Source organism: Ruegeria sp. H3 (assembly GCF_056533095.1).
The window spans coordinates 24,376-44,451 of sequence record NZ_JBQFOD010000001.1; the positions used below are offsets into that span (position 1 = coordinate 24,376).

Here is a 20,076-nt window from a genome sequence, read left to right on the forward strand (position 1 = left end):
AACCCTTTAGCCTTGTGCAATCATCTGGCGCGCAACGATCACGCGCATGATCTCGTTCGTGCCTTCCAATATCTGATGCACCCGCAGATCGCGCACAAGCTTTTCGATGCCGTAATCAGCCAGATAGCCGTAGCCGCCATGCAGTTGCAGACATTGATCGACAACTTTCGAGCCGGTCTCGGTCACGAATTTCTTGGCCATTGCGCAGAATTTGGTCGCATCTGGCGCGCCCTGATCCAGTTTCCAGGCGGCTTGGCGCAGGAAGGTGCGGGCCGCATGCAGTTCGATCTCCATATCCGCAAGGCGGAATTGCAGGGCCTGGAACTGGTCGATGGATTGACCAAAGGCTTTGCGCTCTGACATGTATTGCAGGGTCATGTCCAGCCCGGCTTGTGCGGCACCCAGCGAACAGGAGGCGATGTTCAAACGCCCTCCGTCCAAACCCATCATGGCGTATTTGAACCCGTCGCCTTCGACCCCAACCAGATTGCCCGATGGGATTTTGCAGTCGTCGAACTGAACCTGCGCAGTGGGCTGGCTTTTCCAACCCATCTTCTGTTCTAGCGCGCCAAAGCTGAGGCCCGGTGTGCCATCCTCGACATAGACAGTTGAGATACCCTTGGGGCCGTCCTGACCGGTACGCACCATGCAGACATAGGCGTCCGAATACCCTCCACCGGAGATGAAGGCCTTGGAGCCGTTCAGCGTGTAGCCCTCGTTGGTGCGTTCTGCGCGGGTCTTCAGTGCAGCTGCGTCCGAGCCGGAGCCCGGTTCGGTCAGGCAGTAGCTGAGAACTGTGTTCAAGCTCAGTACCTCGGGCATGATGCGGGATTTCAATTCGTCGCCGGCAAAGCTGTCCAGCATCTTTGCGCACATATTGTGGATCGAGAGGAACGCAGCAACCGAGGGGCAGGCCATAGACAAAGCCTCGAACACCAGCGTGGCGTCCAATCGCGTCAGGCCCGAGCCGCCGCTATCCTCGGACACATATAGCGCACCAAACCCTAGCTCGCCGATCTGGGGCCACAGCTCTTTTGGGATGGTGCCGTCACTTTCCCATTGCCGTGCGAATGGGGCGATGTTTTCCTGCCCAAACCCATAGGCCATATCGAAAATCGCGGTCTGTTCCTCGGTCAGCCCGAAATCCATTGCTACCCTCCCGTCGGCATTGAATTGAACGGTTGTTTATTTCTCAATCGTTACAGAAATTTTTCAAGGTCGGCAATTGCAGGCAGCGCGCGTTTTTCAGTGCTGGTACGGGGTCACAGATCCGCGTGGAATTCCTCGATCAGATGCCGCACAACCGCTTGGCCCGGGTCGTCTCCCTTGGCGACAGCCTCAGCATGAATGCGGCGCTGGCGGGTGGCCGAGGTTCCGGTTTCGGCGATCTGGCGCAAGCGGGCAAGTTCGGTCATAGTGCCCAAGGCCTCGGCATCCTCAGCCAGCATGCCCATCAGTTCGCCGATGAGTTCGGCCATGGGTTTGACCGAACGATCTCCAAAATCAATCAAGCCTTCGCCGACTCCGTAGCGTTGTGCGCGCCAACGGTTTTCGCCGATCAGAAAGCGATCATATTGGCGCCAGCGCAGGTTTCGCGCTTTTAAGCGGCACAACATCCGGGTTAGGGCCTGGACTAAAGCGGCTAAAGATAAGGTGTGTTCCAGACGCGGTTGAACATCCATAATTCGCGTCTCAAGTGTGGGAAAGCGATGTGAAGGGCGCAGATCCCACCAGATTTTGGAGGTGTCCTCGATTACGCCGAGCTCTACCAGAACTCCGGTTGTCCGCTCATATTCCGACCAGCCGCTGAAATCCGGCGGCAGGCCGGTGCGGGGCAGGTTGTCAAAGACGGTCAGCCGGTACGAGGACAAACCGGTATCTTCGCCATTCCAGAATGGCGACGAGGTTGAAAGCGCCAGAAGATGTGGCAGGAAATAACACAGCTGAGGCATTAGATCGGCCCGCAATGCCTGATCCTCGACCCCGACATGCACGTGCATCCCGCAGATCAGCATGCGCCGCGCCACGCCGCCCAGTGCGTGCTGAAGGGCATCATAGCGCTCTTTCCGCGTGTGATGCTGGTCTTTCCAATTGGCGAAAGGATGACAGGAAACGGCGATTGGGCTGAGATTGTAATGCGCCGCGTGTTTCGAAACACAGCTGCGCAAGCGCTTGAGATCCTCACGCGCGCTTTTGATCGTGCTATGAGGTCGGGTTCCTACTTCGATCTGGCATTGCAGGAATTCTGGGCTAACCTGACCTTCGAAATCGGTCTGGCAGGCCTCCATCAGGGCGGCGGGTGCCTCGGTCAGTTGCAGGCTGTCGCGGTCGACCAGCAGATACTCTTCTTCGATGCCCAGCGTGAAATCCTGCTGCATGGGCGGACCTCTCTTTATCGTGTTGATCCAGTGAATACGGAAATTGGCCTTTTGCCAAGGGTTTGGCGTTCTGCCGCTTGCAGAGGTCGGTCCTGCACAGGTAAGGAGCGGTAACTGCCCCTCAGACCGGAGCCCGCCGCGTGAAACCCAGAAAATTCCCCCGGATCAATGCCGCGTTGGACCGTTTTGGCGTCACGCTGATCGACAAGGTCACTGAGCGGGAGGAGCGTGCGCGGCTCGAAACCTTTGAGCGGGCAGGGGGCCTGACCCGTCCGGCCTATGCCTTATCGCCGGGAATGGAGACGTTTGATATTGAGCCGCTTAAACAGGAATTTGCGCAGCATCGGGAGGCTTTGGCCGCGCTGAAAGACTCCGCGCGCAACACAACCGGCTATCGCGTCGGCAATGGCTATTACGACAGTCCGGATGCAGATGCTTTGTATCTGATGATCCGTCGGTTCCAGCCAAATCGGGTGATCGAGGTCGGGTGCGGGAACTCAACCCGTGTGACGCGGCAAGCGATCATCGATGGCGGTTTGGACACAACGATAACGGCCATTGATCCGTATCCTCGTGCCGATATCGCTCATGTGGTTGATGCGTTCGAACAAAAACGGCTGGAGGATGTGGACCCGGCGCTGTTCGACCAGCTTGAGGCAGGCGATGTCCTGTTTATCGATTCCAGCCATGTCGTGCGGATGTCCAACGACGTGGCGCACCTGTTCTGCCGGATCATTCCTGCGCTGAAACCCGGTGTTGTGATCCATGTGCACGATGTTTTTTTGCCCTATGAGTATCCCAAGCGCTTCTTCTATGATTGTCCGGGCTGGGGCGAGCAGTACATGCTGCACGCAATGCTGCAATCAGGCGCGTTTTCAATGCTTTGGCCGGGGTACTACCTGCAAAAGGATCGCCCCGGTGCGGTCGAGGCTCTGCCGTTTCTGGCCGATGGGCGCGCGCAGAGTATCTGGGTTCAGATCAAGGAACAGTGATCGCAAAGTGATCCGGGTTAGAATAAGGCCCGTACCCCTTTCCATAACAAGCTGGAGAGGAGAAGACAGCCATGTTTCGTCGTACGTTTATGGGCGCTGCCGCCGCAATCGCACTTGCCATGCCGCTAAAGGCCCAGGCCGCTGATATTGTCGACACCGCCGTTTCGGCCGGATCATTCAGCACTTTGGTTGCAGCCGTACAAGCCGCAGGGCTGGTCGATACGCTGAAGGGGGATGGCCCGTTCACAGTGTTCGCACCAACCGATGAAGCATTCGCTGCGCTACCCGAGGGCACCGTTGAAAGCCTGCTGCTGCCCGAAAACAAGGATCAACTCGTCGCGATCCTGACCTATCACGTTGTACCGGCCAAAGTTATGTCGGGCGACATCGCAGGGAAGCGCGCGAAGGTTCTGACCGTGCAGGGCGACCGCCTAAGTGTGAATGCCAGAAACGGCGTCAAGGTCAATGGCGCCGAGGTTATCCAGGCAGATATTGAGGCCAGCAATGGTGTGATTCACGTCATCGACGAAGTGATTCTGCCGGAATAATCGCCGCCACTCACGAAAAAGCCCCGGTCCTGCTGGCCGGGGCTTTGCTGTTTGTTGGGTGTCGCGTTTCAGACTAAACGCACCTGTGTGCCGACCTGCACCAGCGGATATAGTTCTTCAACATGCTGGTTATAGAGGCCGATGCAGCCGGACGAGCTCTGACGTCCGATTTTGCGCGTATCATGCGTGCCGTGCACCAAATAGGCAGGCCAGCCCAGATACATCGCGCGGGTGCCCAGAGGGTTGCTGGGATCACCACCATCCATCCGTACAGGCAGCGAAGGATCACGTTCCCGCATTGATGCGGTCGGGGTCCAGCTGGGGTTTTCGGCCTTGCGCACCACTTTGGTATAACCGCGTTTTGTCAGCTCTTCGCTCATCGGCACGGAACTTGGGTAGAGCTTATAGGTACCGTCAGGCCCCCAGTAGTGAACGGCGCGGCTGGTGATATCCGCCAGCAAGCATCCGGATCCCAATTCGTCAAAGTGATCCTGCCAGTTCTGTTGTGAGAACGAGGATACATTGCGGCGCACCGGGGGTTGCGTGCTGATCGGGTCTTCCGCCTGCGGAAAAGCGTCCAGGCTTTGGGCGCGCAGCAAAGCGGGTGTCGCCAGTACGGACGCTGCACCCAACAGGGCAGAGCGGCGGGTCATGCGGGAATTAGACAATTCGGCCTCCGAATATTCAAACTGCTCGATCAACAAATCGCGAGTAAGATATTTCCGCAGGGCTTTAAATTCCAGTCCAAGCGATCTGAATTTATCGTGAGTGCGCATGCCTATCTCAAAATCTCGGCAAGTCTTTGCACAAAAAAACCGGCCCTGATCGGACCGGCTTTCGTTTTCGGATTAAATTCTAGAGTTTAATCCATAGCCTTAAAGTTGAACTCGCCACCTTCCTTGATGCCGGACGGCCAGCGTGCGGTCACGGTTTTGGTGCGAGTGTAGAACTTGAAGCTGTCCGGGCCGTGCTGGTTCAGGTCACCGAACATGGATTTCTTCCAGCCGCCGAAGGTGTGATAAGCCAGCGGAACAGGGATTGGCACGTTGATACCAACCATGCCGATGTTGATCCGGCTGGCAAAATCACGGGCAGTGTCACCGTCGCGGGTGAAGATCGCGGTCCCATTGCCGTATTCATGATCCATGGCCAGGCCGATCGCCTCTTCGTAGGAACCTGCGCGGACAGTCGACAGAACCGGACCGAAAATCTCTTGCTTGTAGATGTCCATGTCGGGCGTCACGTGATCAAACAGGTGCGGGCCGACAAAGAACCCATCTTCATAGCCCTGCAAGCTGAAATCACGATTGTCGACAACCAGCTTGGCGCCTTGTTCAACACCCGAGTTGATCAGACCAAGGATACGCTGTTTCGCGGCGCCTGTTACAACAGGGCCCATATCGACGTCGTCGCCTGCGGTGTAGGGGCCAACTTTCAGCTTTTCGACACGCGGGATCAGCTTTTCGATCAGGCGATCCGCGGTTTCTTCACCAACAGGGACGGCGACCGAGATTGCCATGCAGCGTTCGCCCGCCGCGCCGAAGCCTGCACCGACCAGCGCATCGGCGGCTTGGTCCAGATCCGCATCGGGCATGACGATCATGTGGTTCTTGGCACCACCGAAGCACTGCGCGCGTTTGCCGTTGGCCGTTGCGCGGCTGTAGATGTACTGCGCGATCGGGGTTGAGCCGACAAAGCTGACACCCTGAATGATCTCACTGTCGAGGATGGTATCGACGGCTTCCTTGTCGCCGTTGACCACCTGGAACACACCTGCGGGCAAGCCAGCCTCGATGAACAGTTCGGCCAGCATCAGGGGCACCGAGGGGTCACGCTCGGACGGTTTCAGAACCACGGCGTTGCCGCAAGCCAGCGCCGGACCCACATGCCACAGAGGCATCATCGCCGGGAAGTTGAATGGCATGATTGAGCCGACAACGCCCAACGGCTGTCGCATCGAATACATATCGATACCAGGGCCCGCGCTGTCGGTGAACTCACCTTTCAGCATCTGCGGCGCGCCGATGCAGTATTCGATCACTTCCAGACCACGCTGCAGGTCACCCTTGGCGTCCGGGATTGTTTTGCCGTGCTCACGGCTGAGCGCTTCGGCCAGCTTGTCCATGTCGCGGTTCATCAGGCCGACCATGGCCATCATGACACGCGCGCGTTTCTGCGGGTTTGTCGCACCCCACGCGGGTTGCGCTGCGGCGGCGGCCTCGATCGCGGCAGTTGTTTCGGCTGCACTGGCCATGGGGCATTTATACTGAACTTCGCCGGTTGCGGGGTTGAAGACATCGTCAAACCGGCCCGAGGTGCCGGCGACTTGCGCGCCATTCAGGAAATGGGTCAGGTCTTGCATCGAAAACTCCTCTGAATCTGTTGCGCGCAGAATAGGCTTGCAGAAATCACCTGAACAGAGGCAATGTTTCAAAAGGGCTTTGCAAAAATGCAAAAGGTAGATCATGAACCCAAACTGGGATGATATGAGGATTTTTCTGGCCGTTGCGCGCGAGGAAAGCCTGTCTTCGGCGGGCCGCATCCTAAAGATCGATCCCGCAACGGTCGGTCGCCGCATTGCACGGCTCGAGGCCAATCTGGACGCGCCATTATTTACCAAATCTCAGCAAGGCTACATGCTCACGACCGCAGGGGAACGTTTGCTGGATCATGCACAACAGGCCGAAGAGGCGATGCGTGCAGCCACAGGGGCTGTGGTCGGATCCTCCAAATCACTCAGCGGGCAAATTCGGATCGGGGCGCCGGATGGATCGGCCAATTATCTTTTGCCGCAAGTCTGTGCAAAGATCAGCGACGCGAACCCTGATCTGGATATTCAAATCCTCGCCTTGCCCCGGATCATCAACTTGTCTAGGCGCGAGGCGGATATGGCTGTCACAGTCAGCGCGCCGACAGCTGGGAAATTGCTGGTTCAGAAAATCTGTGACTACCAGCTGCACATGGTAGCCACGCAGGACTATTTGGATCGTCACAACGCGATCCGCTCGGTCGCTGATCTGCAGGGGCATCGGCTGATCGGGTATATCCCAGACATGATCTTTGACCGGGAACTTGACTATCTGAATGACATAGGCATCGACCGCGTTGCGCTTGCGTCAAACTCGGTTTCTGTTCAGTTGCGGCAGGTGTCTCTGGGAACCGGCGTCTGCGTCGCGCATGATTTTACACTGCCGTTCCACCCGGGCCTGCGTCAAATCCTGACGGATCAGCTGAGGTTGACGCGCAGTTTCCATCTGGTTCGACATCAGGGCGATCAGCGGAATGAACGGTTGAACCGGTTTGCCGAGGCCCTGACCCAGGGTATTCGGGAAGAGGTTGCCCGGCTGGAAGCTGCCACTGCAACTTGACAGGGTGCCCTAATCGCGCAACGCTTTGGAAAACAGTACGTTATTGCCGGAGGTTTTTTTCATGCTCGTTCAAGCCATTCTGAAATCCAAAGCCACCGAGGGTGTTGTGACGGTCAAGCCTTCAGCGACCGTTTCGGAAGCATCGAAAATACTCGCGGAAAAGCGGATCGGTACGGTTATCGTCTCGGACGATGGGGGTCAGACGGCCAAGGGTATTCTGTCAGAGCGTGATGTCGTCCGCGAACTGGCCGCCAGTGGCAGCGGATGCCTGAACGAACCCGTCAGTTCGTATATGACGAAGGAACTGGTTACGACCACGCGCCAAGCGACGGTGCAGGACATCATGTCCCGGATGACCGAAGGCCGCTTTCGCCACATGCCGGTGGTTGAGGATGGCAAGCTGATCGGGATCGTCACGCTGGGTGATGTGGTCAAGGCACAGCTTGCAGAACTGGCCATGGAGAAAGACGCCCTGCAAGGGATGATCATGGGTCACTAACGGGAGAGGGGCGTTCAACCCCTTGCACCTGCGGCAAAGTTATGTTTGCTAGCGCAGAAATATTGTTGCGCGGGAGAGCCTGATGCGGGTTGGATTATATCCTGGAACTTTTGATCCGATAACCTTGGGTCATATCGATATCATCCGCCGGGCCGCTGCGCTGGTGGACAAGCTGGTGATCGGCGTTGCGATCAACCGCGACAAAGGGCCGTTGTTCACACTGGAAGAACGTGTTGCGATGATCGAGGCGGAATGCGCACAACTGACCCAGCAGACGGGGACAGAGATTGTTGCGCATCCGTTCGAGAACTTGTTGATCGATTGTGCCCGTGATGTTGGCGCTCAGATTATTGTGCGCGGGCTGCGCGCTGTGGCGGACTTCGAGTATGAATTCCAGATGGTCGGAATGAATCGCGCTTTGGATGATACGATTGAAACCGTCTTTCTGATGGCCGAAGCACGGCACCAAGCGATTGCCTCAAAACTGGTCAAGGAAATCGCACGGCTAAACGGGGACGTGTCGAAATTCGTCACGCCCCGCGTGAATGATGCGTTGAAAGGCCGTTTAGGATAGTGCGCCCATGGCGGCAGCGGTATCCAGCATCCGGTTCGAAAAGCCCCATTCATTGTCGTACCAGGCGAGCACGCGCACCAAAGTGCCGTCCGTCACCTTGGTTTCATCCAGCGACACGGTCGAGCTGTGGGGATCGTGGTTGAAATCGATCGAGACCAGCGGGCGGGACTCTGCAGCCAGAACACCGGGGATCTTTGCGGCGGCTTCCGTGAACAGGGCGTTCACCTCATCTTCGGTGGTTGGGCGCGACACTTCAGCCACCAGATCGACGACCGAAACATTCGGGGTGGGAACTCGGATCGCCTGACCGGTCAGTTTACCTGCGAGCTGCGGCAGAACCAGCCCCACGGCCGACGCCGCCCCGGTGGTAGTTGGGATCATGGACAGGGCAGCAGCACGCGACAGGTATGGGTCCTTGCCGGCGTTGTCATGTACTGGCTGGCTGGCCGTGTAGGCATGAACCGTCGTCATGTTCCCATGCACAATGCCCAGCCCTGCATCCAGCGCCGCAGCGACCGGAGACAGGCAGTTGGTGGTGCACGAGGCGTTCGAGACGATCGTGTCCGCTGCCGTCAACTCGTGATCGTTCACGCCGAAGACGACGGTTTTGACACCGCCATCACCGCGTGCGGGGGCCGAAATAAGTACTTTCTTCGATCCGTTTTTCAGGTGACGTTCTGCCGCCTCACGGGTACGGAAAACCCCAGTGCATTCCAGAACCACGTCGACGTCGGACCATTCCAGCGCTTCAGGATCGCGCTCGCTGGTCAGGCGGATCGGACCTGCGCCAACATCCAGGCCTGCTTCGGTTAGCGTGACTTTGTTTGGATAGCGGCCATGCACACTGTCGAATTCGAACATATGCGCGTTCATTTCGGGTTTTCCCAGATCGTTGATTGCGACGATCTGCACATCTGTTCGGCCAGTTTCCATCAAGGCCCGCAGAACACCGCGCCCGATCCGTCCAAAGCCGTTGATTGCCAGTTTGAGTGTCATGTCACGCTCCGTTCGTCAGCTGGCCCCGATATGAGGCTTGGTTAGCGCTAACAATGGCAGATTGGCGCGAATGTCAAGCAAAACCTAGATCAACGCCAGAAGGCGAGCCAGTCCAGAAACGCGTAAAGCTTTTTGCTTAGAAACACCAAATGTTCCGGGCCGAACAGTGCATAGTCCAGAATCACCGCGCCAAGGATCAGAAGCCCAAGCCATATAGCGAGTTGATTTGTCATTCTTTCCCCGAACGAAAAAGGCCCGCCCAGATAACCTGAGCAGGCCTGAAGGTACAAGCGATGTACAAAGGGTCAGTTAAGACGGCCCATTGCAACAGCCACATCGGCCATGCGCACGGAAAAGCCCCATTCGTTGTCATACCAGGCCAGAACACGCACCATGCGGTTGTCGACCACACGAGTTTGATCCGGTGCGAAGATCGAGCTTTCTTCGGTATGGTTGAAATCGGTCGAAACCAGCGGGGCGGGCTCAAAGCCCAGAACGCGTTGCATCGGGCCCTTGGCGGCTTCTTCGACGATGGCGTTAACCTCTTCGACGGTGACATCGCGCGAGGCGCGGAAGCTCAGATCCACAGCCGAGACATTCGGAGTAGGCACGCGGATCGCCGAGCCATCAAGACGGCCCCTCAGATTGGGGAGAACTTCCCCCAAAGCTGCAGCGGCACCGGTCGAGGTCGGGATCATCGACATGGCGGCTGCACGCGCGCGGTACAGGTCGCTGTGGCGGCGGTCCAGCGTTGGCTGGTCGCCTGTATAAGCGTGGATCGTGGTCATGATGCCATGTTCGATGCCAACACCTTCGTCCAGCACCTTGGCAAGCGGAGCAAGGCAGTTGGTGGTGCAAGAGCCGTTCGAGACCATGTTGTCATTGGCGGTCAGAGTGTTGTGGTTCACGCCGAACACGATGGTCTTGTTGACGTTCTTGCCGGGCGCAGACAACAGAACCTTTTGTGCGCCACGTTCAAGATGCGTTTTTGCTTTGGTGCCATCGTTGAACTTGCCGGTGCATTCCAGAACGACATCGCAGCCTTCCCAGTCCAGCTCGTTCATGTCGTAGGTCGAGAACATGTGCATCGGGCCACGGCCAAGATCCATGGTGTTGCCCTCGATCGAGACGTCGCGGGGGAAACGGCCGTGGATACTGTCATATTTCAGCAAATGCGCCGAGGTTTCCAGCGGGCCGGTGGCGTTGACTTTGATCACCTCGATATCATTGCGCCCAGAGGCGGCGATATGCGACAGGGTACAGCGACCGATACGGCCAAAACCATTAATCCCGACCTTGATGGTCATAACAAGTCTCCAGAATGCGCTTGCGTTGTTGGCCATATAGCGGTGAAACCTGAGTCTCAAAAGGGCAAAAATAGCATATTTTGAAGGTGTTAGCGCAAACCTGGTCCGATTGCGCTAACGCTTGCGCTAGCTGTTGGATCAGGTAGGGTCCGAAACGCGACAGGTGACAGGAAAGGAAGCGCGATGAGCGGTCTGTTGGCCCTTTTGGACGATGTGGCGGGGATCGCCAAAGTTGCGGCTGCTTCGGTTGACGATGTTGTCGCCGCTGCGGGCAAGGCTGGGGCCAAGACGGCGGGTGTGATCATCGACGATGCGGCAGTAACCCCGAAATACGTTCAGGGTTTTGCGCCCGCGCGCGAATTGCCGATCATCTGGCGCATTGCTCGGGGGTCCTTTTTTAACAAACTGATATTGTTGCTGCCCGTTGCATTGTTGTTGGCCAATTTTGCACCATGGCTGATCACGCCGTTGCTGATGATCGGCGGCTCATACTTATGTTTCGAAGGGGCCGAAAAGATATTCCACGTGCTGTTTCCCCATGGCAGCCACGTCATCGACGAGGATATGAAAAACCGCGACCCAGGCCATTTGGAAGAACAGAAGGTCAAAGGCGCGATCAAGACGGATTTCATCCTGTCCGCCGAGATCATGACCATTGCATTGGCAGCGATTGAGGCCCCGAACCTGTGGATGCAGGCGGCAACCCTGGCCGTTGTTGGGATCGGGGTGACCGTGGCCGTCTATGGGTCAGTCGCGCTGATCGTGAAAATGGATGACGTGGGGCTGTTCCTGGCTGGCAACGCGCCCACGCCGATTGGCCGCGGGATCGGGCGCGGATTGGTCAAGGCCATGCCTGTAGTGATGAAGCTGTTGTCGATCATCGGCACCGCCGCAATGCTTTGGGTTGGTGGGTCGATTGTTATTCACGGGCTTGAAGTGTTGGGCTATGGCTGGCTGGGTCACCATATCCACGATTGGGCCTATGCGCTGGGGCATATGGCATCCGAGCAATGGGTCGGAGCAATCGAGTGGATTTCCAAAGCAACAATGGATGGCATTTTCGGTCTGGTCTATGGGCTGGCGCTGATCCCGGTGGCAACCAGGGTCGTTGCGCCGTTGATGGGGATGGTTTCAGGATCAAGCAAACAGCACTGAAAATTCTGTTTGTGACGTTGGGTCGTTGTGGCCGCACGCCGAACGGCAGTTAGGCTGTGACCTGAAACACAAGAACTGGAACTCAAATGTCGTCTCATACGCTAACCGAGGTTCTAGAAAGCCGAACGCCGCAGGGCGATGGCCTAAGCTATCCCGTGCCATTCAATTGGATGCAGGGCCGGACTACTTTCGGAGGATTCTCTTCTGCGCTTATGCTGGATGCGGTTCGCGCGCAGCATAAGGATTTGCCGCCCTTGCGCTCGGCTTTGGTGAATTTCACCGCACCGATTGGGACTTCGCCAATCATCGGCACTGAGGTGCTGCGGCAGGGGCGGAATGTGACCATCATCAATGCCCGCGCTCAGATCGACGGGAAAGTCGCCGCTATGGCAACGTTCTCCTTTGGTCATGCTCAGGATAGCCATGTCGCGTTTGACCGCCCGGCTAAACCTGCGGAAGAACCTGAAGACACGGGGCCTTATTTCCCGCCAGATTTGCCCAGACCTCCTATCCCGTTCCTTCAAAACTTCGATGTCCGGCTGGTTGAAGGCGCATTGCCGTTCTCGGGTGCTGAGAAAGGATATCTGCGTCTTTGGGCGCGACACAATGATCCGCGCATGTGGGATCGGATGGAAGGGTTAATTTCGGTTGCCGATCTGCCGCCACCTGCAATCTATCCAACGCTAAAGAAACCGGGTCCAAACTCGTCAATGAATTGGATTTTCAATGTGTTGGACGAGGATATTCAAACGCGTGACGGGTGGTTCTTGCTGGAGCATCAACTGACCGCCGGGCGCGATGGCTACAGCTCACAGGTCATGCGGGTCTGGAACACCGAGGGTGATCTGCTGGTCGACGGAATGCAGTCTGTGATTATCTTCGTCTAACAAAAAAGCCCCGGTGCGGACCGGGGCTTTTGACGTTTTCAGGCAGGGATCAGCCCAGCAGGTCTTTGACCTTCGCAACTGTCGCCTCGGCCGTGATGCCGAAATGCTTGTACAACTCACCCGCAGGGGCCGATGCGCCAAAGCTGGACATGCCAATGAAGCCCGCCTTGGCTTCGCGGCCACGTTCGCCCAGCAGCCAGCGATCCCAACCACCGGCACGTACGGCGGCTTCGATACCGACGCGGACGGCACCGGCAGGCAATACGCGCTTGCGGTAGGCTTCGTCTTGCTGCGCAAACAGTTCCATGCAGGGCATGGAGACGACGCGTGTGCCGATACCTTCGGCCTCAAGCATCGCTTTGGCTTCCATCGCTAGCGAAACCTCGGACCCGGTGGCGATCAGAATGGCCTGACGTTTGTCTTCGGCTTCGGCCAGAACGTAAGCGCCTTGGGCGGTCAGGTTCTTGGCTTTGTGATCCTTGCGCACGGTCGGCACGCCCTGACGGGTCAGCGACAGGACAGAAGGGCTGTCCTTGAAGGTCAGCGCCAGTTCCCAGGCTTCAGCGGTCTCAACGGTGTCGGCGGGGCGGAACACATAGGTGTTCGGCGTCGCGCGGCTGATCGCCAGATGCTCGACCGGCTGGTGGGTCGGGCCGTCTTCACCCAGACCGATCGAGTCATGGGTCATCACGAAGACTGACGGGATTTTCATCAGCGCGGCCAGACGCATGGATGGGCGCGCATAGTCGGTGAAGGCCATGAAGGTCCCGCCATAGGGGCGGATGCCGCCATGCAGCGCCATGCCGTTCATCGCAGCGGCCATACCGTGTTCGCGGATACCGTAATGGATGTAACGACCCTTGCGGTTTTCGGGAAGGAATACACCCATGTCAGCCGATTTGGTGTTGTTCGAGCCGGTCAGGTCGGCCGAGCCGCCAACGGTCTCGGTCATGATCGGGTTCACAACGTTCAGAACCTTTTCAGACGAGGCACGAGTGGCCAGTTTCGGTTGGCCTTCCGACATTTGTTTCTTGAACGAACGGATGGCCCCGGCCAGCTTTTTGGGCGCTTCAAACGCATAGGCGCGGTTGAATTCGGCCTGCTTGCGTTCGGAAAGCTGCGCGAAACGCTCTTCCCAAGCGGTACGCTCGGTGGCCCCACGAGCACCAATGGCTTCCCATGCAGATTTCACATTGGCCGGGATTTCGAACGCATCATGCGGCCAGTCATAGGCTGCCTTTGCCGCCTTTAGCTGATCCTGATCCGTCAGTGCACCGTGACCTTTTGAGGTATCCTGCGCCGCGTGACCCAGTGCGATATGGCTTTCGCACGCGATCATCGTCGGCTTTTTCGACGTTTTTGCCTTGGCGATGGCCGCGTCAATCGCCTCGGGGTCGTGCCCGTCAATCTCAATCACCTGCCAGCCCGAAGCGGCAAAGCGTTTCACCTGATCGGTGCGGTCGGCGATATCGACGGTGCCATCGATGGTGATGTTGTTGTTGTCCCAGAAGACGATCAGCTTGCCCAGTTCGTGGCGACCGGCCAGAGTGATCGCCTCTTGGCTGACGCCTTCCATCAGGCAGCCGTCGCCTGCGATGACATAGGTATAGTGATCGACGACCTTCTTGCCGTAGTGGGCGCGCTGGATTTCCTCGGCAATGGCAAAACCCACAGCGTTCGAAATGCCCTGACCCAGCGGGCCGGTGGTGGTTTCGACACCGTTGATCAGAAAGTTTTCCGGGTGGCCCGCAGTTTTGGCACCCAACTGGCGGAAATTCTTGATCTCATCCAATGTCACATCCGCGTGGCCGGTGAGATAGAGCAGCGAATAGACCAGCATTGAGCCGTGACCGGCGGACAGGATGAACCGGTCGCGGTCGGGCCAGCCGGGGTTTGCGGCGTCGAATTTCAGGTGCTTTTCGAACAGTACGGTCGCAACATCGGCCATGCCCATCGGCATACCGGAATGGCCGGAATTTGCGGCGGCGACGGCGTCAAGGGTCAGGGTGCGGATGGCCGCAGCTTTGTCCCAGTGTTCGGGGTTTGCATTGCGCAGCGCAGTCAGGTCCACGGGCGTTGTTCCTTCGGATTACAAGCAGATTGCGCGCTCAATAACATCCACCCCTCAAAGTGCAAGCAGAACTGGGTTTTGCACAAGGTTTATGCTTCAACAGCGCGGTCCAAGTTGTTGAAACCAAACAGTGGGTATTTTCCGTCGCATTCCGTTAGACTAGGCGCAGGCGGGGGTGAAGTTGATTCGGATCACCCTGTAACAGAACGAACCTTGATAAAGAGGTGACAGGGGCATGAGCCAGATCGAGGAATTACAGCATCGCATCATCGCCGCGATGGAGCGTATCGGCGCAGGTGTCGACGCCATGCAGCACGCGGCCCCCGGCAGCGAACCGGCCGATGATAGCCTGAAAACCGCGCTTGATGAGGAGCGCGTTGCCAATGCCCAGTTGCAGGAGCGGCTGAAGTCCCTGAAAGAACGTCATGATCAGGAAATGGACGGTCTGCGCGCTGAGTTGGATCAGGCGCAGGCTTCGTCTGGTGACAACGCAGAGGTTGAGGGGCTGCGCGAACAGCTAGCGGAAGCATCGACCAAGCTTGCAAGCGTTGAGGCAGCCCGGTTGGAACTGGCCGAGGCCAAAGAGGCGCTGGAGAATTCGGAAGAACTTGATGCATTGAAGACTGAGAATGCGCAGCTTCGATCTGAAATGGATATGCTTGCCGACACAGCGCCGGTTCAAGCAGAATTGGATGAGTTGCGTGGGCTAGTAGAGCAATCCAAGCAGATTGAGGCGGAAAACAGCCGGTTGCGGTCGGAACTTGCCGATACCGAACGGCTGGAAGACCTGAGCGCCGAGCTTGATATGCTGCGTGCCGAACGCGCCAGCCATGGGGCGGCGATGTCGCGCCTGGACAGCGATTTGCAGCGGATGCGGAAGGCGAACGCGGCGCTTCAAAGTGCGATTGATGAGCTGCGCGCGGCGGCAGAGCAGGGGCAGCCCGTTGCCGAACTGCTGGATCAGGTCACCGCCGCCGAATTGGAGGCCACCCGCGCAAAACAGGCTTCGGATGCATCCGAAGCGCATGCCATTCTGGCCCGACTTGAGCCGTTGCTCAGCAAGGCGGAACTGGCAGAAGGTGAGGTAGAATAATGCCCGAAGTGACCATTCATATCGGCGGACGTGGTTTCGAAGTGTCTTGCCAGGACGGGGAAGAGGCGTTTCTGCACACTGCCGCCAAGATGCTGGATGACGAAGCGCAGGTTCTGTCAGATCAGATTGGCCGGATGCCCGAGGCGCGGATGCTGTTGATGGCGGGCTTGATGCTGGCCGACAAAACCGCCGCTACGGATGACAAGGTCAAAGTTTTGGAAAGCAAACTGGCCGAGGTTGAGGCCGAGTTGAATACGCTGCGCGCAGCACCTGCGCCAGAACCGGAACGGGTTGAGGTGGCCGTGGTGCCCCCGTCAGTAACTGACACATTGGCTGAACTGGCCGCACGGGCCGAGGCTTTGGCATCCGTGATCGAGGAGAAGAAATCCCAATGACCATGATGCGATCCTTGGCCTGTACCGCCGTTCTGGCCCTGTCTGCATCCGTTGCATCCGCAGACATCGACATTCTGACCGTAAGCTTCACCTGTGAAAATGGCGTGCCACTGCCCGTGACCTACTTTAACGCGGCAGACGGGTCGGGCGCGGCGGCGACGATTTTGGACAACACCCTTGTCTCGATGCGTCAGGTCGAAAGCGGATCGGGCATTCGGTATGAATCCGTGGACACCAACGGAACCTATATTCTGCGATCAAAAGGGTGGGATGCCAGCGTAAGCTACGCGGCGGCCTCAGGTGCCGCCGACGAGCAGGTCATCTATCAGAATTGCTCCAGCCGCTAAGGCCGGGTCAGGCGTTCGCTTCGCGGATTTTGTCTGCAGCGTCTTTGTTGTAGCCAACACCGTTTTCGTCAAACAGCGTGTCCAGTTCACCGGACAGGGTCATCTCGGTGATGATATCGCAGCCACCGACAAATTCGCCTTTGACATAAAGCTGCGGCACGGTCGGCCAGTCAGAGTAATCTTTGATGCCCTGACGCACAGCCTCATCGGCCAGAACGTTCACATCGGCATACTCGACGCCCATATAGTTCAGCACACCTGCCACACGGGATGAGAAACCGCACTGAGGCATCTCTTTGGTGCCTTTCATATACAGCACAACGTCATTGGCTTTGACGGTTTCGTCGATCTGGGATTTCACGTCGGTCATTTCGCGTTTCCTTTGCTCTTCGGCATCATCGCTTTGGCGTAGTCTTGTGGGTCTTTGGGGACGCGGTACTGAGTGGAGTGTCCGCCTCCTGACCCGCCTGAGTCATAATTTGCATGAATGGTGCGATATCCGATTCCCGGAAGGGAACCTCGCTTCGATTTGGGCTCATTCTTGGAACGGCTCCATGCCAAAAGCGCTGTTATCGAGATAACGACAAAACCGCCCAATATGATGCCCAACCCAAGGTCCATCTCTGCCTTTAAACTACCAAGATTCTAGTCGCGTCCATTGATACGCTCCAATCGTTCATTTTCAGCCTGTATTTTGTTCACGAGGTCGATATCTGTCGCCTCCATACCAAGGGGGGGCTTGCCATCCTGTTTGGGAACGCGCCAGCGTACAATAGCAGCGAGCAGGTCCCAGAACGTCGTCTTCACTCAGGCACCTTGGTGGTCAAAGCCAGTGCGTGCAGCTCCCCATCCGGGCCGTCCATCTTGCCTTTCAATGCCGCGTAAACGGCCCGTTGCTGTTGCACCCGGTTTTTGCCCCGAAAACTTTCATCCACGACCATGGCGGACATATGCACGCCATCGCTGCCGCCAACCTGAATTTCCGCATTCGGAAAGCTCTCGCGCAGCAGGGTTTCAATTTCGTGGGCGCTCATCGGCATGTAGGTTACTCCTGAAAGTCTTTCCCAAGATGTAGAGCGATGGACGGGGGCGTGCAAGATGGCACGGATCGCCCAAGACGCTAAATCCTGCGCCACGAAAGCGCAGGAGTGCATTAGGCTGGTTCGCGTTGTTCGCGTGTGATCAGGCGACGGCCGCCTCAAAGCTGCTGCGGAATGTGTTCTGCAAGTCGGTTAAAGCTGCTTCAGAACCGCCGATCTTCACAGTGTCGCCAGCGAAGCGGCCAACCGAGACCAGCGGCACACCGGCCTGACCGGCCGCAATCATCAGAGCTTCGGCCTGATCAAAGTTGCAAGCCACCAGATAGCGGGCCTGATCTTCGCCAAACAGGAATTCGGTCGGGGCCTCATCGAGATGCACACCAACGCCAGCGGCCTCGGCCAATTCGAACGCCGCCAGTGCAAGGCCGCCATCGCCCAGATCGGTGCAGGCTTTGATCATATCGCGGTTGGCGCGAATGAAATCGCCGTTGCGCTTTTCTGCATCCAGATCGACATGAGGCGCGTCGCCATCTTCACGGTTGAACACCTCGGCCAGTAGGGCGGATTGGCCCAGATGGCCTAGGGTTTCGCCAATCACCAGTGCCACATGGCCCTCACGAACCTCGTTGCCGATGATTTCATCGCTGTGGCTGAGCAAGCCAACCGCACCAATGGTCGGGGTCGGCAGGATCGCCTGTCCATCGGTCTCATTGTACAGCGAGACGTTCCCCGACACGATTGGCATATCCAGCGCGCCAACGGCTGCGCCGATGCCTTGAATGGCGCCGACGAACTGGCCCATGATCTCGGGCTTTTCGGGGTTGCCGAAATTTAGGTTGTCGGTGGTGGCCAGCGGTTTGGCCCCGACAGCGGTCAGGTTGCGATAGGCTTCGGCCACCGCTTGCTTGCCGCCCTCTACCGGGTTGGCGCGGACATAGCGTGGCGTCACGTCGCTGGTGAAAGCCAGTACCTTGTCGGTGCCGTGGACACGCACCATGCCCGCGCCCAGCCCGGGTGTGCGAGCGCTGTCGGCCATGACCATGGTGTCATATTGCTCATAAACCCATTGCTTGCTTGCGTAATTGGGCGAGGCGAGCAGGGCGCGCAGCCCGTCGATGGGGTCGATCTGAGGGACTTCGGCCAGGTCTTCGGCCTCGGGTGTCGCAACCCACGGACGGTCATATTCCGGCGCGGTTGAGGAGAGTTTCGACAGAACCAGATCGGCTTTGACCTCACCGTTATGCATGATCAGAAATCGGTCTTCGGCAATGGTTTCGCCAACGATGGCGAAATCCAGATCCCATTTTTCAAAAACGGCGCGGGCTTCGGCCTCAAGCTCGGGCTTGAGGACCATCAGCATGCGTTCCTGAGATTCCGACAGCATCATCTCGTACGCCGTCATGTTCTCTTCGCGCTGGGGGACGTTTTCCAGATCCAGACGCACGCCCAGACCGCCCTTGTCGCCCATTTCCACGGCAGAACAGGTCAGACCCGCCGCGCCCATATCCTGGATCGAGATCACTGCGCCGGTTTGCATCAGCTCCAGGGTCGCTTCCATTAGGCGCTTTTCGGTGAAGGGGTCGCCGACCTGTACGGTGGGGCGTTTTTCTTCGATGGTGTCGTCGAATTCGGCCGAGGCCATGGTCGCACCGCCAACGCCATCGCGCCCGGTTTTCGCGCCCAGATAGACGACGGGCATACCGACGCCGGAGGCGGCGGAGTAGAAAATCTTGTCGCTGTCGGCCAGACCGGCGGCAAATGCGTTCACAAGGCAATTGCCGTTATAGGCCGGGTGGAAGCGAACCTCGCCACCCACGCAGGGCACGCCGAAGCAGTTGCCGTAGCCGCCAATGCCTTCGACCACGCCGTTGACCAGCTGGCGGGTTTTGTGGTGGCTTGGCTCGCCAAAGGACAGCGCGTTCATCGAGGCAATCGGGCGCGCGCCCATTGTGAAAACGTCGCGCAGAATGCCGCCAACGCCGGTCGCCGCGCCCTGATAGGGTTCGATATATGACGGGTGGTTATGGCTCTCCATTTTGAAGACCACCGCCTGACCATCACCAATGTCAACCACACCAGCATTTTCGCCCGGTCCGCAAATGACCTGAGGGCCTTCGGTGGGAAGGGTGCGCAGCCATTTTTTGGAGGATTTGTATGAGCAATGCTCGTTCCACATGGCAGAAAAGATGCCCAGCTCGGTGAAGGTTGGCTCACGCCCGATGATCTCTAGGATCATGTCGTATTCCTCGGGCTTAAGCCCGTGTGCGGCAATCAAATCCGGTGTGATGGCTGGCTCTTGCATCCTGTATCCGTCCCCGAGATGGCAATGTCTGGCGCCTTTTAGGGGAAGCAGCCGCCGGGGGGAAGAGGAAAGGCGGCTCTGTCAATTGAGACAGGATTTTGAGTGTGTATGCGATGTCTGAAGA

General features: G+C 57.8%; 21 protein-coding genes. 10 read left to right on the forward strand and 11 right to left on the reverse strand.

All coding sequences use genetic code 11. The features are described 5' to 3' along the window. Positions 1–6: 6 nt before the first annotated feature. Both ACR0JE_RS00130 and ACR0JE_RS00135 read right to left on the reverse strand, forming a co-directional pair. Positions 7–1,149, reverse strand: a complete 1,143-nt coding sequence (locus ACR0JE_RS00130) for an acyl-CoA dehydrogenase family protein (RefSeq protein WP_480862179.1) — start codon at positions 1,147–1,149, stop codon at positions 7–9. 113 nt (positions 1,150–1,262) lie between these two features. Beyond that, positions 1,263–2,378: a carboxylate-amine ligase gene (locus ACR0JE_RS00135; protein WP_480549399.1), complete on the reverse strand. Its 1,116-nt coding sequence runs from the start codon at positions 2,376–2,378 to the stop codon at positions 1,263–1,265. 140 nt (positions 2,379–2,518) lie between these two features. Between ACR0JE_RS00135 and ACR0JE_RS00140 the strand changes: the two genes are divergently transcribed. Both ACR0JE_RS00140 and ACR0JE_RS00145 read left to right on the forward strand, forming a co-directional pair. Then, positions 2,519–3,370 (forward strand): class I SAM-dependent methyltransferase, encoded by an 852-nt coding sequence (locus tag ACR0JE_RS00140; RefSeq protein ID WP_480541661.1) that lies wholly within the window; start codon positions 2,519–2,521, stop codon positions 3,368–3,370. Between the two features lie 71 nt (positions 3,371–3,441). Further along, positions 3,442–3,918, forward strand: coding sequence for a fasciclin domain-containing protein (locus tag ACR0JE_RS00145; protein ID WP_480541659.1), 477 nt, complete (start codon positions 3,442–3,444; stop codon positions 3,916–3,918). Between the two features lie 68 nt (positions 3,919–3,986). Here ACR0JE_RS00145 and ACR0JE_RS00150 read toward each other — a convergent pair whose 3' ends face one another. After that, positions 3,987–4,571 carry a L,D-transpeptidase gene (locus ACR0JE_RS00150; protein ID WP_480862770.1) on the reverse strand — a complete coding sequence of 195 codons (585 nt, stop codon included), beginning with the start codon at positions 4,569–4,571 and terminating at the stop codon, positions 3,987–3,989. 209 nt (positions 4,572–4,780) lie between these two features. Further along, the gene (locus ACR0JE_RS00155) at positions 4,781–6,280 is read right to left on the reverse strand and encodes a CoA-acylating methylmalonate-semialdehyde dehydrogenase (protein WP_170536963.1); all 1,500 of its coding nucleotides are present in this window, start codon (positions 6,278–6,280) and stop codon (positions 4,781–4,783) included. 103 nt (positions 6,281–6,383) lie between these two features. Here ACR0JE_RS00155 and ACR0JE_RS00160 point away from each other — a divergent pair, with 103 nt between their 5' ends. The 3 genes from ACR0JE_RS00160 to coaD all read left to right on the forward strand — a co-directional run bounded on the left by ACR0JE_RS00160 (position 6,384) and on the right by coaD (position 8,359). Continuing rightward, the gene (locus ACR0JE_RS00160) at positions 6,384–7,286 is read left to right on the forward strand and encodes a LysR family transcriptional regulator (protein WP_480827371.1); all 903 of its coding nucleotides are present in this window, start codon (positions 6,384–6,386) and stop codon (positions 7,284–7,286) included. 61 nt (positions 7,287–7,347) lie between these two features. Beyond that, entirely contained in the window at positions 7,348–7,785 is a 438-nt protein-coding gene (locus ACR0JE_RS00165) for a CBS domain-containing protein (protein ID WP_353007339.1), read from the forward strand. An 82-nt stretch (positions 7,786–7,867) separates the two neighbouring features. Next, a complete protein-coding gene (coaD, locus tag ACR0JE_RS00170; protein ID WP_170536957.1) occupies positions 7,868–8,359 on the forward strand; it encodes a pantetheine-phosphate adenylyltransferase in 492 nt (163 codons plus the stop codon). Here coaD and gap (ACR0JE_RS00175) read toward each other — a convergent pair. The 3 genes from gap (ACR0JE_RS00175) to gap (ACR0JE_RS00185) form a co-directional block, all read right to left on the reverse strand. Continuing rightward, on the reverse strand, positions 8,351–9,355 hold the full coding sequence (gene gap, locus ACR0JE_RS00175) for a type I glyceraldehyde-3-phosphate dehydrogenase (RefSeq protein ID WP_480541653.1): 1,005 nt from the start codon (positions 9,353–9,355) through the stop codon (positions 8,351–8,353). The two genes, coaD and gap (ACR0JE_RS00175), sit on opposite strands and share 9 nt — an antisense overlap. 89 nt (positions 9,356–9,444) lie before the next feature. Then, the gene (locus ACR0JE_RS00180) at positions 9,445–9,588 is read right to left on the reverse strand and encodes a hypothetical protein (protein WP_480498130.1); all 144 of its coding nucleotides are present in this window, start codon (positions 9,586–9,588) and stop codon (positions 9,445–9,447) included. A 72-nt stretch (positions 9,589–9,660) separates the two neighbouring features. Further along, on the reverse strand, positions 9,661–10,662 hold the full coding sequence (gap, locus tag ACR0JE_RS00185; protein WP_480541651.1) for a type I glyceraldehyde-3-phosphate dehydrogenase: 1,002 nt from the start codon (positions 10,660–10,662) through the stop codon (positions 9,661–9,663). 183 nt (positions 10,663–10,845) lie between these two features. On the opposite strand from gap (ACR0JE_RS00185), the gene ACR0JE_RS00190 reads away from it, so the two are divergent. Both ACR0JE_RS00190 and ACR0JE_RS00195 read left to right on the forward strand, forming a co-directional pair. Beyond that, positions 10,846–11,817, forward strand: a complete 972-nt coding sequence (locus tag ACR0JE_RS00190) for a DUF808 domain-containing protein (protein ID WP_480541649.1) — start codon at positions 10,846–10,848, stop codon at positions 11,815–11,817. An 86-nt stretch (positions 11,818–11,903) separates the two neighbouring features. Then, the gene (locus ACR0JE_RS00195; protein ID WP_480862183.1) at positions 11,904–12,704 is read left to right on the forward strand and encodes a thioesterase family protein; all 801 of its coding nucleotides are present in this window, start codon (positions 11,904–11,906) and stop codon (positions 12,702–12,704) included. A 49-nt stretch (positions 12,705–12,753) separates the two neighbouring features. Here the strand turns inward: ACR0JE_RS00195 and tkt are convergent, their stop codons facing one another. Beyond that, positions 12,754–14,775 carry a transketolase gene (gene tkt, locus ACR0JE_RS00200; protein WP_480862185.1) on the reverse strand — a complete coding sequence of 674 codons (2,022 nt, stop codon included), beginning with the start codon at positions 14,773–14,775 and terminating at the stop codon, positions 12,754–12,756. Between the two features lie 235 nt (positions 14,776–15,010). Here tkt and ACR0JE_RS00205 point away from each other — a divergent pair, with 235 nt between their 5' ends. The 3 genes from ACR0JE_RS00205 to ACR0JE_RS00215 are packed head-to-tail and all read left to right on the forward strand — an operon-like array spanning position 15,011 to position 16,610. Continuing rightward, positions 15,011–15,868 carry a hypothetical protein gene (locus tag ACR0JE_RS00205; RefSeq protein ID WP_480862186.1) on the forward strand — a complete coding sequence of 286 codons (858 nt, stop codon included), beginning with the start codon at positions 15,011–15,013 and terminating at the stop codon, positions 15,866–15,868. Further along, the gene (locus tag ACR0JE_RS00210) at positions 15,868–16,263 is read left to right on the forward strand and encodes a cell division protein ZapA (protein WP_480862188.1); all 396 of its coding nucleotides are present in this window, start codon (positions 15,868–15,870) and stop codon (positions 16,261–16,263) included. Before ACR0JE_RS00205 ends, ACR0JE_RS00210 begins: the two co-directional genes overlap by 1 nt. After that, complete coding sequence (locus ACR0JE_RS00215) at positions 16,260–16,610, forward strand: MliC family protein (RefSeq protein WP_480827377.1); 351 nt, start codon at positions 16,260–16,262, stop codon at positions 16,608–16,610. Before ACR0JE_RS00210 ends, ACR0JE_RS00215 begins: the two co-directional genes overlap by 4 nt. 7 nt (positions 16,611–16,617) lie before the next feature. Here the strand turns inward: ACR0JE_RS00215 and grxD are convergent, their stop codons facing one another. From grxD to purL, 3 genes are all read right to left on the reverse strand, one after another. After that, the gene (grxD, locus tag ACR0JE_RS00220) at positions 16,618–16,980 is read right to left on the reverse strand and encodes a Grx4 family monothiol glutaredoxin (RefSeq protein ID WP_480469910.1); all 363 of its coding nucleotides are present in this window, start codon (positions 16,978–16,980) and stop codon (positions 16,618–16,620) included. 433 nt (positions 16,981–17,413) lie between these two features. Next, positions 17,414–17,650, reverse strand: coding sequence for a BolA/IbaG family iron-sulfur metabolism protein (locus ACR0JE_RS00225; RefSeq protein ID WP_039530494.1), 237 nt, complete (start codon positions 17,648–17,650; stop codon positions 17,414–17,416). Between the two features lie 142 nt (positions 17,651–17,792). Further along, complete coding sequence (purL, locus tag ACR0JE_RS00230) at positions 17,793–19,952, reverse strand: phosphoribosylformylglycinamidine synthase subunit PurL (protein WP_480862190.1); 2,160 nt, start codon at positions 19,950–19,952, stop codon at positions 17,793–17,795. Between the last annotated feature and the right edge of the window lie 124 nt (positions 19,953–20,076).